Consider the following 14,784-nt stretch of genomic DNA (forward strand, 5'->3'; position numbering starts at 1 on the left):
GCCCGCCGGGAGTACTTCCGGGGTGGATCGGTACAGGCACCATCGAATGGGAGAGTGGTCCCGCGACGCTACCGAACTCGAGGGGATAGAGGAGACCGATCTCTCGACGGACGACCTCTTCCGGCTCCTCGCGGATCGACGGGTCCGAACCGCGCTGCTGTTCCTGCGGGACCGGCCGGACACGACCCTCGAGCAACTCGCGTCGATCATCGCCGCTGCGGAGGCGGACGAAGGCGAGACGAACGAGACGGGAGACAGCTACGACCGCATCCGACACGAGCTCTACCACTCGACGCTGCCTGCGCTGGACGAGGCCGGCCTGATCGCGTTCGATCCCCAGAGCAAGCGGATCAGGGTGGTCGACGTCCCCAGCACGATCTACTCGCTTTTCGACGGCGAAGCCGGTGACGGCTCGTCCTCGTAGCACATCGTTCTGGCGGCCGAGAACCGACTCGAGGGGAAGAGAGAAGGCGAAGGCCGAGGACGAGAGTCAGTCCCGTCGCTGCAAGCGAAGAAAAGAACGACGTCGAGAATCGGGCGTTTACGACTCGAGATCCGTCTCGGCGTCCGTGCCGGCACCAGCACTACCTGCACCGCTGGCGTCCGGTTTGATCTCCTCGAGTTCCTGCTCGACTTGCGCCTGGCCTTTCTTGAACTGACCGGCGGATTCGCCGATCGAGCGCGCGAGCGCGGGGATCTTCTGTGCGCCGAACAGCAGGACGGCGATCCCGACGATGAGCAGCAGTTCCGGTCCGCCGGGGGCCATCGGAATGAACAGCGGTGCGATCGATGTCACGTCCACACACCTGCCGAGAACACTTGTAGTCTTTTCCATCACGGGGTCCCGAATCGAGTCGATTCTTGACTCGTCAGCGGTTTCTACGGGCCCAGATCGTTCGAAAAGGTATTTTCGAGGTCTGCGACGGATCGGGAGCGGGAGCGTAGCGTCGATTGCGGGAGGCTGGCAGCGATCGGTGCCGGTGGGTGCCGATTGCGGACCGATGCCGCGACCTGCCGTGGGGATGGCAGGCCATCCGAGTGTGACGCTGTGACACTGGTAAGTCCTCTCCCACTATTATTGGGTATCGTTCCGATGCTGAGCCAACCCCTACCGGGCGATCAGATGACGTCCGCGTCTTTCAGTTTCTCTATCTCTCGGTCCGAGTAGCCGAGTTCGGCGAGAACGTCCGCCGAGTGTTCGCCGAGGGTCGGCGGATGGCGGCGGATCGTCGTCGGCGTTTGCGAGAGATGCATCGGGCTCCCCGGGACGTCGATCGTCCCGGCGGTCGGATGGTCGATCCGGCTGTGCATCCCCCGGGCCTCCACCTGAGGATGCTCGAACACGTCCTCCATGTCGTGGACCTTCCGGGCGGGAACGTCGTACTCCTCGAGGCGGTCGAGGAGGTCGTCGATCTGATACTCGACGAGTTCGCTCCGGAGTTCGGCCTCGAGGTCGCTCCGGTGTTCGACGCGGTCGGCGTTGGTCCGGAACCGGTCGTCCTCGAGGAGGTCCTCGCGCTCGAGCGCACGACAGAAGTTCTCCCAGAGTTTCTCGGAGGCCGCGGCGACGACGACGTAGCTGTTCTGTGTAGGGAACGCCTGGTAGGGGGCGATCGTCGGGTGTTTGCTCCCCATTCGTTCGGGAGGCTCCCCCGAGGCGAAGTAGTTCGTCGCCATGTATGACATCCAGGCGACCTGGCCGTCGAAGAGGCTGACGTCGATCTTCTGGCCGCCGGCGTCCTGCAGTTCCCGGTGGAACAGCGCGGCGAGGATGGCCTGCGTGGCGTACATCCCGGCCCCGATGTCGGCGATGGCGACGCCGACGCGGACCGGTTCGCGGCCCTCCTCGCCGGTGATGCTCATCAGTCCGCCCTCCGCCTGCATGATGAGGTCGTAGGCCGGCTTCTCGGCGTACGGTCCCCACTCGCCGTAGCCCGACAGCGAGCAGTAGATCAAGTCGTCGTTCTCCTCGCGGAGGTCCTCGTACCCGAGGCCCCACTCCTCGAGCGTGCCGACGCGGAAGTTCTCGACGAAGACGTCGGCGTCGCGGACGAGTTCCCGAAGGAGGTCACGGCCCTCGTCGGTTTTGAGGTTCAGCGTGATCGACCGCTTGTTGCGGTTGACGCTGGCGTAATAGGCGCTGACTGCGTCGCCATCTCCGTCCATCTCGCCCTCGAACTGCGGCGGATACCAGCCGCGGGTCTGGTCTCCCGTCCCGGGGCGTTCGATCTTGATCACGTCCGCGCCGAGGTCGCCCAGTTGCATCGTACAGAACGGACCGACGAGCACCTGCGAGGCGTCGACGACGGTCACTCCGTCCAGCGGGCCGGCCGAGTCGTCCGGGTCGCGTGCTTCGCCAACCATCGGTACGAGCATCTGTCGGGCGAAGCGGGTTAGGTGTTTAGTTTACGTCGCCGTCTCCGGGATAGCATCGACACAGGAAGTCCCCTCGAGTCGGCCGATCCTCACTCACCCCAGTCCCGCGACACCGGCGTCTCGCTCGCGTCGATCGCCTCGAGCAGCCAGTCCGCGGCCGCCTCGACGTCGTCGTCCGTGCCGGTGACTTTCAGCCGGTTGTGCCCCGCCTCGCGGTCGGGGTAGCAGCCGACCGTCACGGCGAAGCGGTCCATCGCCCCCTCGAGCGCGTGGACGATGTTCGCCTCGGGTTCGACGGTGTAGAGGAACTGCGAGCGGCGATCCCCGGCGAACTCCTCGGCCACCGACGCGAACATGGCCTGCAGTTCGTCGGGGATCCCCGGGAAGACGTAGACGTTCTCGAGGACACAGCCGGGCGCGAGCCCCTCGTCGTTCAGCAGCGGTCGACTCCCCTCGGGCAGCGCGGCTTCGGCGTCGACGTCGACCGCGAGGTCGTGTTCCGGGAGCCGGTCCTCGATTTCGGCCAGGCGGCGCTCGACGTCGGACCTGGCGAGTTCGGTGACGGTCAGCTCGCGGTCGAAGGCGTCCGCGACGGCTTCCACTGTCACGTCGTCGGGCGTACCGCCGATCCCACCGGTTACGATGACGGCGTCGAACGCCTCGCCGTAGGCGGCGACGCGGTCGGCGATGCTCTCGCGGTCGTCGGGAACGGAAAGGATTCGCTCGACGGCGACGCCGCGCTCGGCGAGTTGGGTCGCCAGCCAGTTCGCGTTCGTGTTCACCGTGTCGCCCGAGAGCAGTTCGTCGCCGACCGTGATGATCGCTACGTCCATGCGGTGTCTACCGATCGATGGCGCTTCGGACGCAAAAACCCGACCGTTGAGGTCTCCGGCGGCCACCCGATGGTCCCGTCGTCACGTACCGTCGCCGTCGGACTCGAGCCCCGTCTCCGGGAGTCGCCCCGTCAGGGCTTCGCTCGCCGGGGCCAGCGAAATCGGCGAGCCGAGCCCACGGTCCGCGGCCCGTTCGTACAGCATGTGGGCCGCGGCGACCGTCTCGATCCCCGTCCCGCCGCTGTCGAACACCGTGATCTCGTCGTCGCTCGTCCGCCCGGGCGCGTTCCCGGCGACGACCTCGCCCAGTTCCGCGTGGACGTGGTCCTCCGTCACCGCCCCGTCCTCGAGCGCGGCCAGGAACGCGCCGGCGTCGTACGTAGCCCGCTCGCGCAGGTCCGGCACGTAGGTGGCCCGCTCGATCGTTCGGACGTCGAGTTCGCGGCTCCCCTCGGCGTACTGGCCCATCGCCGTCACGTGCGTGCCGGGCTCGAGGTCGTCGCCGTCGAAGACCGGCTCGCTCGACTTCGTCGCCGTGATGACGACGTCAGCGCCCGACACCGCGTCCGCACTCGAGTCGACGGCCGAGACGGCCGCCTCGAGGTGGGAATCGAACTCCTCGGCGAACGCCTCGCGGTTCTCGCGGGTGGGGGAATAGACGCGAACCTCCTCGAACTCGCGGACGGTCGCGGTGGTGTGCAACTGGCCCCGTGCCTGGGAGCCGCTGCCGATGACCGCGAGCGTCGTCGCGTCCGCTCGAGCGAGTTCGTCGACGGCGACGGCGCCGGCGGCACCGGTCTTGAACGGGTTCATGCTCGCGCCGTCGAGCAAGGCCAGCGGCTCGCCGCTCTCGGCGTCGAACAGCGGCGTCACGAACCAGGCGTCGCCCGCGCCGAACCCGGCACCGTACATGTAGCCGCCCATCGCGCCCGTCTCCGGGAGCAGAGCGGCGTAGCTGGTGAACATCCCCTCGGGGTCGGCCCGGCGGAACTTCTGGCGAGGGTGTGCCGGTGCGCCCTCGCCGACCTGGCGATAGCCGTCCCTGACTGCCTCGACGTACTCCGCGGGCGTCGCGAGTCCGTCGATCTCCTCGCTCGTGAGAAAGAGCGCGTCGGTCATACCGACTTCTTCTGCAGCGAGCAGGAAAAAGCCGAGCGAAGCGGTAGGTCGTGTTTGACAGCAGACGGTATACTGATCCTCAGTGGCACACTCCGGACGCAGCTATTTCTCCGTCTCGGAAAGCCGGAATCTACTGTCGACCAGACGATCGTTCCTGGGTTCGGGCGTACCCCCACGTGATGGAAGGCCGCCCTGTTGAGGGGTGGTATTCCTGGGATCTTGTTGTTTGTCTCCTATCCCGTCAGGGGACAGTATTTGATTCCATACACAGCGCGTGCGGTACGGTGATATGGGGAGACCTGGTAAGATCGGATTGGTCATCGGAGGGGAGATTCCAACCGCTAACCCCGCTGTCACTCGGAGATATCGTTTCCGTCTCGGATGTGTCCTGACGTGGAGCGGTTCTGGCGGTGGTCGTAGTACTCGACCACCGTTCGCAGTACCACCGCACCGAATGCGAGCAGGCCGAAGCCAACCCCGTATAACAGTAACCCGATCGCGCCCGGGCCGGCGACCTCGCTACCGACCTCGACGATGAGGAGGTAGAACGCACCGGGCGCACCGATAGTGGCGACGACCTCGAGAACCCGGATTGCCGTGTAGAAGGGCCGGCTTCGTAATCGGCTCCCCGGATCGTCGGCGCGGGCGAGACGGGAGCCCGCGAGAAGCGCCTCGGCACCGATCACAAGGGCGAGAACCATCGGAAAGAAGGCGAGAATAAGGAGGCTGTCGAGTCCCCCGTCAGGGAACAAACCAGCGACTCCGGCGATTCCGAACCCGAGGACTCCGAGGATAGCTCCGAGTTTGAGAGCTTGGAGAGGCTTGGTGCGAACGAACGGTTGGACCATAAGGGCGGATTACGTTTCTAGAGGATCCTCAATAAGTCTTCGTGGTTTCTTGATAAGTAACATCTCATATAAAAACTCCCTCTCACATAAGCCAACGTCGCTCATGCCAAAAAGATACAATATTGGAACGATGACTAACAAACGATGACGGACAAGAACAACTCGTGGCTCGCCTTCACGGTGCTTGGTCTGGTTTTACTCGTCTTTGGACTATTCTTTTTGGCAGAAACACCGTGGTACGTCCAGTATCCTGTACTGATCGGTGCCGTTTTTCTCTCTATAGTTGGTGTGAGCTACGCGAACTCAAATTCGGCGCCATCGTGACGCTCGTAGCTCTACGGATCGGCTGACTCACCAGGAGTGGCTCGTGAGAAATGACGTCAGTTTGCTGCACCCATTCTCTGTATTCAGCAGGCCGCTCTTATTACCAGTTCGTCAGTTCCGAATTGGTCTACTGCATACGGGACGTATTCCGTAGGTATTCCGGTCCAGACCAGCCGATTCCCGTGGACAATCGGTGCAACCCTTTTTGCGCCAACTGACGCCTCATACCCACCAATCGAGACCGCGGCCTACGGGCCCGAACAGGACAGGCGAGAACTAATACCCGTGCTAGTTTAAATATCTGAGGAGCGAAAGAAAAGGTAAGTCATGAAGAAGCTCATCAACGAACCAGAAGACGTCGTCGACGAGATGTTGGATGGAATGGTGGCGGCTTACCCCGACCAACTTCGCCGGCTCGACGATGCGGAAGTGCTCGTACGGAAGAACGCTCCGATCGACGGGAAAGTCGGAATCGTCTCCGGTGGTGGAAGCGGCCACGAACCGACCCACGGCGGCTATATCGGCGAGGGGATGCTCGACGGTGCTGCGGCCGGTGAGGTGTTCACGTCACCGACTGCAGATCAGCTCGAATCGATGATCGAGGCCTGCGACGGCGGCGAAGGCGTCCTCTGTGTCGTGAAAAACTACGAGGGCGACGTGATGAACTTCGATACCGCGGCCGAGATGGCCGAGATGCAAGACATCGAGGTCTCGCAGGTCGTCGTCAACGACGACGTTGCCGTCCAGGACTCGCTGTACACGACGGGTCGCCGCGGCGTCGCGGGAACGATCCTCGTCCACAAGGTCGCTGGCGCGAAGGCCGCCGAGGGTGCCGACCTCGACGAAGTGACGCGCGTCGCCGAAAAAGTAGTCGACAACGTCGGCACGATGGGTATGGCGCTGACCTCCTGTATCACGCCGGACAAAGGCGAGCCGACGTTCGACCTCGGAGAGGACGAGATCGAGCTCGGGATCGGTATCCACGGTGAACCGGGAACGGAGCGAACGGAGAAAGCGAGTGCCGACGAGATCGCCGAACACCTCACCGAACAGGTGCTTGAAGACCTCGAGCTTGACGACGGCCAGGAGGTCCTGACTATCGTCAACGGGATGGGCGGTACCCCGCTAATGGAACTGTTCGTCGTCAACAACCGCCTACAGGAGCTGATGGACGAGCACGGACTGGAGACCTGGGACGCGTGGGTCGGCGACTACATGACGTCGCTGGACATGGAGGGGGCGTCGATCACCGTCTGTGCCCTCGACGACGAACTCGAAGAGCTGTTGTCAGCTCCGGCCGACACGCCGGGACTGACAGTGACGGAATAACCCTTGCAAACGCTTTGCGTTCTTCGTACGTGTTTACCCCGAAGTCTCAACAGCCGGTTCAGTGTGAGCCCGTGATATCATCTCATTGTTGTTGACGACTCGGCGAAGTTCTTCGTAGGGATTGCGTCCCTGCTGGCGCCATGTCGCCAGCAGGGACAAGATCGTCTCGTGAACGAACATACCTCGATCGTTACGGAGTGTCCCGATGATTTTCCGGAGAACGACTGGTTCACGAAGTGCGTTCTCAGCTGCGTTGTTCGTCGGGGAGACCGCTGGCTCACCGACGAAGGTGAGCCAGTGGTCGATCCCTCCTTCGATTTTCCCGAGTAGTGTTGCCACTGGTTCGTCGGTTACTGACCGCCCCACGAGCGATCTAAGCCCGTTCTGGCATGAGCGGTGCATCTGTGCTCTCTCACGAAGACTCGGGTCGGTCTCCAGCCACGACTGGAGACCGACGAACATCTGCTTGAGATACCGGTAAACGGGTTCTGCCTCCTCGTGGTCACTAGCAGCGTCTTCAGCTTCTCGGAGAAGATGTGCCCAGCACCGCTGAAGGTTACTGCTGAACGCTGGATACGCCGTCCACCCATCGCAGATGACCGTTCCCGGGAAGTCCTCGCCGAGGACTTCCGCGGGAACATCACTTCCACGACTCTCCCTTACGGCGTATAGCGTGTGCTCGCTCGTCCGAAACGTCCAAATCCACGCCTGCTCACCCTCGCGTTTGATACCGGTTTCGTCAACGTGAACGATCTCTGCTTGCTGAATCTGTCTTCGAATCTGTTCGTATTCGCAGCGACCGGCGCGCGCAGCGCGCTCGGTCGCGTGCCACGCGGACGCGCCCGAGAGTTCTAATCCATGCAGTTGCTCGAACCGGTCAGCGATTTTCCGGTAGGGGAGGCGGTGATCGTACCGAGAAAGTGCTGCTTGAGAGATGACGTTCACCCCGAACTGCCCCTCATCGGGGCAGTCGGGGTGTGTAGCAACGGTTTCTGTTCCACAAGAGCTGCACTGGTAGTAGTGACGGTTGTACCGGGTGATTTCTGGTGGCTGTGGATCGGGAACCTCCTCGACGAGTCGGGGGCTGACGCCCACCGACTCGTCGAAGTGTTCGCCACACTCGGGACAACAGTCACAGGTGACATCGATCTCTTTGTCGGGATCTGCTGTTGCACGCCACTCAGGGTCGTGACCGTCCTTCCGTCCGGGAGTACCGCCATCGGTTCGAACATTCTCGTCTTCGTCGTCCTGCGAGGTCGGGGACTCGTCAGTCCCCGACCGTCGCTTACTGGGCGGTGTATGCGGATTTTCGTATTTGCGAAGGCGTGTTTCGAGTTCTTCTATCCGCTCGTCCTTCTGATCGATTTTCTTGTCCTTTCGCTTGTTCTCCCGTTCGAGTTCTTCGACTCGTTGCTCAAGTTGGAGAAGCCGAGAAAGGAGCTCTTCTTTGGTGAAATCGTCTGCGTTCACAGACTCCACCAACCAGTAGTGACAGCAGAAGTAACGGGATGGGCTCCGGTGCGGAGCCCATCCCTGAGAATCGTATCCGAGGTCTGCTGCCTGTTCATATCGCGTCCGTTGAACGCTTCCTACGAGAGAGTACCGAAATCAGCCCGGGCTAAACACATACCGTTCTTCTATCCCAATTCAAATGAGCGATACGGAGCGACAACGAGAGGCGGTTGTACAGGCACTTGAAAACGTCACTGCGCGACTCGAGGAGGAGAAGACCCACCTGACAGAGCTGGATTCGGCGATCGGCGACGCCGACCATGGGACGAACATGACCCGCGGGTTCAGCGGGGCAAACGAGAAAGTCAAGGATATGGACGAGGCAGAGCCCGCAGAGCTGGTGAAGACGATCGGCGTCACGCTCGTCTCGGAGGTCGGCGGCGCGTCCGGACCGCTGTACGGCGGCTCGATTATGTCCGCCAGTCAGGAGTTCGCCGACGAGGGGATTACCGCTGAGACCAGCGTCGCCTTCGCCGAGGCGTACCTGGAGAAGGTTCAGGATCGCGGCGGCGCCGAGGTCGGCGCGAAGACGATGGTTGACGCGCTGACACCGGCCGTCCACACCTACAAGAAATCGATCGAGACTGACGATCTGGCACCCCTCGAAGCGCTGGCGAAGGCGGTCGACGCGGCCGAGCGTGGCGTCGAGTTCACCACGCCCATCCGAGCGAAGAAGGGGCGCGCGTCTTACCTCGGCTGGCGGTCGGTTGGTCATCAGGACCCCGGCGCGACGTCGACGCTTTTCATCGTGGAAGAACTGCTTGCGACCGCACAGACGTATCTCAACGGCGAAGTCGAGGCCACTGCAGAGGCCGAGGAAGCACCCGAGGAGATGCCCGACGAGGTCTCGGAGGGCGAGGGAGAATGATCGGCCTCGTCGTCGTCTCACACAGCGCTCGCGCCGCGGAAGGGATCTGTGAGGTCGCCCTGGAGATGGCCGCCGACGCACAGATCGAGCCCGCGGGCGGCGAGGACGGAGGCCTCGGTACCGACGCGGGACGAATTCGGGACGCTATCGAGGCCGCAGACGACGGAGACGGGGTCGTCGTCCTCGTCGATCTCGGGAGCGCCGTCATGAACGCCGAGTTGGCGATCGAGATGAGCGATGCCGACGCAGTAATCGCCGATGCACCAGTGTTAGAGGGTACGGTCAACGCTGGCGTCGAGACGACCAGCGGGAAAGCGACGCTCGATTCGGTTGTCGAACGGGCTGAAGAAGCACGCGAATATCGGAAACTGGACTGATCCGAACCCCGAATGGTGATTGGCGGAGAAGTGAGCGACGTAACCGACTTCTGACCCCTCCCCGGGGGTGATCGGGTAGTACCGTTCGTCGTTCGTCCGACGATACGCGTGCACGCTGGAGTGCGGAACCGATCGGCGGAGCGGAGGACGAAAGCAGGGTGACGACGCTGCTCGATCCGTACGGTCTGTACGACGACGAACCCGTCAATATGAGTATCCTGGGGTCACCGTGCTACGAAAGGGTATTACTCTGATGTGGCCTCCTTGAATTAGGGAGTATAGCTGATTGAGTCTCCAGAACGCGATAATTCATCCAACGAAACGATACAGTATGATTCAACGCACCGTAACGATCGTTCCGGAAGACGGCCTGCACGCACGGCCGGCCTCGAGATTCGTCGAGGCGGCAAACGAGTACGACAGCGAGGTCACGGTCGCACCAGTCGATGGTGATCCGGTCAACGCTGCGAGTATGCTCGCAGTGACCGGTCTGAACGCCCCGTCGGGCGAAGACGTCGTTATCACTGCCGACGGCCCTGACGAAGAGGCTGCACTGGAAGCGCTCGAAGCAGTGCTCACCACGCCAGAATGACCTTTAGGATATCAGGCGTCGCCGTTACGCCGCTGTCCGGTCTCGGAACGGTTCGCTGGTACCGAACCGGGGGGATACCCGACGCGGAATCTGTCGAGGCCGCCGACCCGGAGACCGAACTGGAGCGCTTCGAGGAGGCCAGAGAGAGCGCCCGTGACGAGTTACAGCGTGAACGCGAACAGACGGCCGAACGCGTCGGTCAAGAGGAAGCGGCAGTGTTCGACGCCCATCTGCAGTTCCTGGACGATCCACAGCTCACCGACAGTATCCAGGAAGCGATCGAAGAGGGGGACGCCGCGGAAGTCGGTGTAGACCGGGCGTTCGGGGACGCTGTCGACCAGTTCGAGGGGATGGATGGTATGATGGCCGAGCGTGCCGACGACATGCGGGACATCCGAGACAGGCTCCGCAGGCTGCTCGCGGGCGACGAGCGGATCGACCTATCAGCGGTCCCGGAAGGAACGGTAATTCTCGCCGAACGTCTCACCCCAAGCGATACGGCACAGCTCGATCCTGACCGAGTTGCCGGATTCGCGACGGTAACCGGGGGACGGACGTCCCACGCCGCCATCTTCGCACGTTCGCTTGGCATTCCCGCGGTCGTCGGCCTTGGCGAGGAATTACTGGAAATCGAGGAACGAACGACTGTCGCTATCGATGCCGAGAAGGACGCGGTGATCGTCGACCCTGACGAAGGGACGCGCGAGCGCGTTTCTGCTACTCGAGACGTCGAAATCCGGACAGGACCCGTCGAGACGACAGACGGCACGGAGATCGAGGTCGCTGCAAACGTGGGTACCAGTGCGGAACTCCCGGGAGCGACCCGGCAGGGGGCTGACGGAATCGGTCTCTACCGGACCGAGTTCCTGTTTCTCGACCGCGAGCAGCCGCCCGACGAGGACGAACAGCTCGAGGTATACACTGATGCACTCGACGCGTTCCCGGACGGTCGGATCGTCGTCCGCACGCTCGATATCGGCGGTGACAAACCGATCCCGTATCTCGACGCTGATGAAGAGGAGAATCCGTTCCTCGGCGACCGTGGGATCCGCCGCTCTCTCGATGCGGACGCGGACCTCTTCGAGACCCAACTCCGGGCGCTTTTGCGCGCTGCTATGGAAGGGTCCGGTCGTCTCTCAGTGATGTTCCCGCTCGTCACGACCGTCGAAGAACTCGATGGCGCCCGCGACACGGTCGATCAGGTCGCGACGACCCTCGAGAAAGAGGGTATTCCCTACGCCGTCCCCGAGATCGGGGTGATGATCGAAACGCCGGCGGCCGTTACGATGGCCGAAGAACTCGCCGAGCGCGTCGACTTTTTCAGTATCGGTACGAACGACCTGGCCCAGTACGTGATGGCCGCCTCCCGGGAGAGCGACGCCGTCGCCGACCTGCACGACCCCTTGCATCCGGCGGTCCTGCGTTCGATTCGTCGGAGCGTCGAGGCTGCCCACGACACCAACGCCTGGATCGGGATGTGCGGTGAGATGGCTGGCGACCCTGATCTGACCGAACTGCTCGTCGGCCTCGGCTTGGACGAGTTGAGTATGAGTGCGGTGACGATTCCGACGGTCAAAGCCGAGGTGACAGCAACCGAGAGCGAAACGGCTCGAGAACTGGCGGACCGCGTACTCAGTGCCAGTACGAAAGCGGAAGTTCACGAGTATCTCGAAGGCGAGTAAGCCCGTGCGTGTTCAGTTCGATCAGGCCAGCGAATACGTTCACTACCGTCGTCGTGAGACAACCGAGGTATCGTGACGAACTCATCCTCTGTATTCTGCAGGCGCTTCTGACAGAATCCGAGGAAGACGGTCATTTTCTGCTAAATACAGATAGTTGGTCTTTCAAGAGATCCTGGCTGCTACAATGTTTAACTTACCTCACACCCCTATGGAGGACATGGAAACCGATCCATCCAGTCCGGAGGGATCCGCAATCGATCGGTGGGATCAACTCCACGAGGTCCTTGCCTCCCAGGAACGTCGAATGATACTCTACTCGTTAAAGGACGCACCAAAGGAGAGGAGACTTCCGCTTCCGGAAGCCGCGAAGGCGCCCGACTCGTCGTGGGATTCAGAGAGAGCGGCCATGCGACTTGAGCACAGCCACCTCCCGAAACTGGCCGCCGCTGGCTACGTCCGATGGGAGCGTGACCCGTTTTGCGTCCAGCGTGGCCGCCACTTCGAGGAGGTCGAAGCTATGTTCAATCTTATAGATGAATCGATTGATCGGTTTCCCAAGTCGCTGATCACGGGTTGTGATATCTATGAGGAACTGTATCACGATGTCAGACAATGATATTGTCGGCGAGGTGATCGAAGCGATAGCTCAATCGGATAATATGGATGCATCAGAGGTGGATTTCATCCTAGCGGACTATATCGATCCCGTGGTGTTGGAGAAGTTAGAGAACATGGACGACGGCATCTGGGAATTTACGTTTCGTGTCAGCGACCACCAGGTGCGTCTAACGCACGGTGGAACGATATTTATCGATGGAATGAAATATAAGGCCTGTTCCGGAAAGCAAAAATAACCCTTTGGTGACTGGTCTGGCAGAATCTAACGGCGCACACAGCGTCTTCACGAGTGGGAGTTCGACTCGCAGTGTGAGTCGGTGCAAATGACCGACCGGAAGAGGAAACAGCCCTATCTACCGGCGTCCGCCCTTGTTGGATATATTCTCTGGATGGTGCACGCGTTTTCTACCGGCTACTGGACAGCTGCCGGAATCGTGATTCCGTCTCTCACGGACTACAGAACGTCAGGATCGCAACGATAGCCAGGCGGACCTTGCGGAGGCAGTCGGTCTCTCGCCGGACAATCAACGCCAGCGAACGTGACCGGTAGCCTCACTGGAACTTGCGTTCAAACTCGCAGCGTACTTCGATTGTGCAGTCGAAGATCTGTCCGATCCCGAACTCGACGACATCGAGGAGCCGTGAACCCCTCTACCGATAGCGACCCTCGAGCGATCGCACGGTGACCTCATCACGAGAGAGACGTACTGCCTATTCAACGACCCATCTTCAAGACATCAGTGAAGGCGATTTTCCACCGGTTCCTGTTTTCGGATGCCAGATGGGAGTACCATGGCCACTCTGAAAACCGCCCTATCGACGATCGTCAATCGTCCTGAGAACTCCCCTCGAGGCTGCCCCGCTCGGTCATCATCGACGTGCCGCGGTCGACCCACCGGCGACGGTAGTAGACGACCGCGAGGTAGGCAACCCGGAAGACGAAATCCAGGATGATAGCGAGGTAGGCCGCGACGACCCCGTAGCCGAGTTCGACGCCGACGACGTACGTGAACCCGAGCAGGAAGACGAAGGTTCCGACGAGGCGGGCGATAAACGGCGTGAGCGTCTCGCTGCCGCCCCGGAGCGACCCCGCGAGGACGATGTACGCGGCGATCAGCACCGCCGCAATCGCGTACGCCTGCGCGAACCCGGTCGCGTACTCGACGGTCGCGGGGTCGCGGGTGAAAAGCAGGACGAATCGCTCGGCGAAGACGAAAAGCGCTGCACAGAGCCCACCCACCGTGAGCACGCTCAGTCCGGTCGCCGCGAGCCCGTAGTAGTACGCCACACTCGAGTCGCCCTCGCCGAGCGACTGGCCGACCAGGATGTTGGCGGCGACGCCGTACCCCCGGCCCAGCGGCGAGGCGACCTGCTGGTACATCCGGCGGCCGATGTGGTAGGCTGCGTTGACCTCGGTCCCGAACGCGAGCAAGATTGCGTTGAACGGGAACTCGGCGATCATCTCGGAGATGCCCTCGGCGATGCGGGGCCAACTGATGAGTACGAGTTGTTTGGCGATGACGAACCGCCGCGGCCGGACGTACTGGATGTCGCTTGCCGAACTGCCGATGATCGCCAGGAAGGTGACTGCGCCGAGCCCGTCGGCAAGCGCCGTCGCGGCGGCGATGCCGATCACGCTCAGTTCCGGCAGCGGCCCGAGGCCGAACGCGAGCCCGACCGTCAGGAGGATGTTGAGCGCATTGACCGCGCCGTTGACGTACATCGGGGTCTTCGTGTCGCCGGTCCCCTGGATCGACCGGGCGGCGATGAAGTTGACGTGGATGGCCGGAGCCGACACCATGATGAGAAGCAGGTAGGTGCTGCCGTACTCGATCACCTGGGCCATCGCGCCGTCCTCGGCGAGGGTCCCGAGCACGGCGATGGCCGACTCGTTGAGCACCAGGCCGAAGAGGACGAACGGAATCCCGCCGAGCAGCCCGAGCAAAAGCGCCTGTGTCACCGCCTGGTCGCGGTTGGCGGTCGCGTCGGCGCCGGTATCCTGGCTCGAGAGCGCGATCGCGCCGTCGCCGATGCCGATCCCGAACCGGAGCGGGAACCGGGCGTAGATGTCCGCGAGGCCGACCGCGGCGACCGCCGCGGGGGAGAAGAAGCCGGCGACGATCAGGTCGGTCGTCCGCATCAGCGTTCGCAACACCTGTTCGGCCATGACGGGCCAGGAGAGGTCGAACACCCGCCGCCAGGCGCGCCACAGGCGACTCCCGACGAGAGCAAGGACTACCGACAGCACTGGCGATGAATGCCCGCCGGCGTGGTTAAAAACTGAGTTTGCGGAAGCGCTGGGGGTG

General features: G+C 62.3%; 16 protein-coding genes and 1 pseudogene. 10 read left to right on the forward strand and 7 right to left on the reverse strand.

Annotated features, from left to right (window positions below; all coding sequences use genetic code 11):
* Nucleotides 1-46 precede the first annotated feature (46 nt).
* Nucleotides 47-424 (forward strand): DUF7344 domain-containing protein, encoded by a 378-nt coding sequence (locus tag CHINAEXTREME_RS11965; RefSeq protein WP_007141574.1) that lies wholly within the window; start codon nt 47-49, stop codon nt 422-424.
* 117 nt (nt 425-541) lie between these two features.
* Here CHINAEXTREME_RS11965 and CHINAEXTREME_RS11970 read toward each other — a convergent pair whose 3' ends face one another.
* From CHINAEXTREME_RS11970 to CHINAEXTREME_RS11990, 5 genes are all read right to left on the reverse strand, one after another.
* The gene (locus tag CHINAEXTREME_RS11970; protein ID WP_029601623.1) at nt 542-796 is read right to left on the reverse strand and encodes a Sec-independent protein translocase subunit TatA/TatB; all 255 of its coding nucleotides are present in this window, start codon (nt 794-796) and stop codon (nt 542-544) included.
* Between the two features lie 323 nt (nt 797-1,119).
* The gene (locus CHINAEXTREME_RS11975) at nt 1,120-2,364 is read right to left on the reverse strand and encodes a CaiB/BaiF CoA transferase family protein (protein WP_029601624.1); all 1,245 of its coding nucleotides are present in this window, start codon (nt 2,362-2,364) and stop codon (nt 1,120-1,122) included.
* A 101-nt stretch (nt 2,365-2,465) separates the two neighbouring features.
* Nucleotides 2,466-3,209, reverse strand: coding sequence for a competence/damage-inducible protein A (locus tag CHINAEXTREME_RS11980; protein ID WP_007141577.1), 744 nt, complete (start codon nt 3,207-3,209; stop codon nt 2,466-2,468).
* A gap of 81 nt (nt 3,210-3,290) precedes the next feature.
* Nucleotides 3,291-4,328 carry an ornithine cyclodeaminase family protein gene (locus CHINAEXTREME_RS11985; RefSeq protein ID WP_007141578.1) on the reverse strand — a complete coding sequence of 346 codons (1,038 nt, stop codon included), beginning with the start codon at nt 4,326-4,328 and terminating at the stop codon, nt 3,291-3,293.
* Nucleotides 4,329-4,681: 353 nt separating this feature from the next.
* Nucleotides 4,682-5,176 carry a hypothetical protein gene (locus tag CHINAEXTREME_RS11990; RefSeq protein ID WP_007141579.1) on the reverse strand — a complete coding sequence of 165 codons (495 nt, stop codon included), beginning with the start codon at nt 5,174-5,176 and terminating at the stop codon, nt 4,682-4,684.
* A 144-nt stretch (nt 5,177-5,320) separates the two neighbouring features.
* Here CHINAEXTREME_RS11990 and CHINAEXTREME_RS21480 point away from each other — a divergent pair, with 144 nt between their 5' ends.
* Nucleotides 5,321-5,500, forward strand: coding sequence for a hypothetical protein (locus tag CHINAEXTREME_RS21480; RefSeq protein WP_152423893.1), 180 nt, complete (start codon nt 5,321-5,323; stop codon nt 5,498-5,500).
* A 327-nt stretch (nt 5,501-5,827) separates the two neighbouring features.
* On the forward strand, nt 5,828-6,829 hold the full coding sequence (gene dhaK, locus CHINAEXTREME_RS11995; protein WP_007141580.1) for a dihydroxyacetone kinase subunit DhaK: 1,002 nt from the start codon (nt 5,828-5,830) through the stop codon (nt 6,827-6,829).
* Nucleotides 6,830-6,862: 33 nt separating this feature from the next.
* On the opposite strand, the gene tnpC is transcribed toward dhaK, so the two are convergent.
* On the reverse strand, nt 6,863-8,299 hold the full coding sequence (tnpC, locus tag CHINAEXTREME_RS12000; RefSeq protein WP_029601814.1) for an IS66 family transposase: 1,437 nt from the start codon (nt 8,297-8,299) through the stop codon (nt 6,863-6,865).
* A gap of 181 nt (nt 8,300-8,480) precedes the next feature.
* On the opposite strand from tnpC, the gene dhaL reads away from it, so the two are divergent.
* The 7 genes and pseudogenes from dhaL to CHINAEXTREME_RS22555 form a co-directional block, all read left to right on the forward strand.
* Nucleotides 8,481-9,209 carry a dihydroxyacetone kinase subunit DhaL gene (gene dhaL / locus CHINAEXTREME_RS12005; RefSeq protein ID WP_007141581.1) on the forward strand — a complete coding sequence of 243 codons (729 nt, stop codon included), beginning with the start codon at nt 8,481-8,483 and terminating at the stop codon, nt 9,207-9,209.
* Nucleotides 9,206-9,586, forward strand: coding sequence for a dihydroxyacetone kinase phosphoryl donor subunit DhaM (gene dhaM, locus CHINAEXTREME_RS12010; protein ID WP_007141582.1), 381 nt, complete (start codon nt 9,206-9,208; stop codon nt 9,584-9,586). Before dhaL ends, dhaM begins: the two co-directional genes overlap by 4 nt.
* Nucleotides 9,587-9,917: 331 nt before the next feature.
* Nucleotides 9,918-10,178: an HPr family phosphocarrier protein gene (locus CHINAEXTREME_RS12015; RefSeq protein WP_007141583.1), complete on the forward strand. Its 261-nt coding sequence runs from the start codon at nt 9,918-9,920 to the stop codon at nt 10,176-10,178.
* The gene (ptsP, locus tag CHINAEXTREME_RS12020) at nt 10,175-11,860 is read left to right on the forward strand and encodes a phosphoenolpyruvate--protein phosphotransferase (RefSeq protein WP_007141584.1); all 1,686 of its coding nucleotides are present in this window, start codon (nt 10,175-10,177) and stop codon (nt 11,858-11,860) included. The genes CHINAEXTREME_RS12015 and ptsP overlap by 4 nt, the downstream gene beginning before the upstream one ends.
* 217 nt (nt 11,861-12,077) lie before the next feature.
* Nucleotides 12,078-12,476 carry a DUF7344 domain-containing protein gene (locus CHINAEXTREME_RS12025; RefSeq protein WP_238593271.1) on the forward strand — a complete coding sequence of 133 codons (399 nt, stop codon included), beginning with the start codon at nt 12,078-12,080 and terminating at the stop codon, nt 12,474-12,476.
* Nucleotides 12,463-12,714, forward strand: coding sequence for a HalOD1 output domain-containing protein (locus CHINAEXTREME_RS12030; protein WP_007141586.1), 252 nt, complete (start codon nt 12,463-12,465; stop codon nt 12,712-12,714). Before CHINAEXTREME_RS12025 ends, CHINAEXTREME_RS12030 begins: the two co-directional genes overlap by 14 nt.
* 244 nt (nt 12,715-12,958) lie before the next feature.
* Nucleotides 12,959-13,123, forward strand: a pseudogene (locus CHINAEXTREME_RS22555) (helix-turn-helix transcriptional regulator); the annotation flags it as partial.
* 181 nt (nt 13,124-13,304) lie between these two features.
* Here CHINAEXTREME_RS22555 and CHINAEXTREME_RS12035 read toward each other — a convergent pair.
* Complete coding sequence (locus CHINAEXTREME_RS12035; protein ID WP_007141587.1) at nt 13,305-14,645, reverse strand: MATE family efflux transporter; 1,341 nt, start codon at nt 14,643-14,645, stop codon at nt 13,305-13,307.
* Nucleotides 14,646-14,784 lie beyond the last annotated feature (139 nt).

This window comes from Halobiforma lacisalsi AJ5, assembly GCF_000226975.2.
Classification (GTDB): Archaea; Halobacteriota; Halobacteria; order Halobacteriales; family Natrialbaceae; genus Natronobacterium; species Natronobacterium lacisalsi.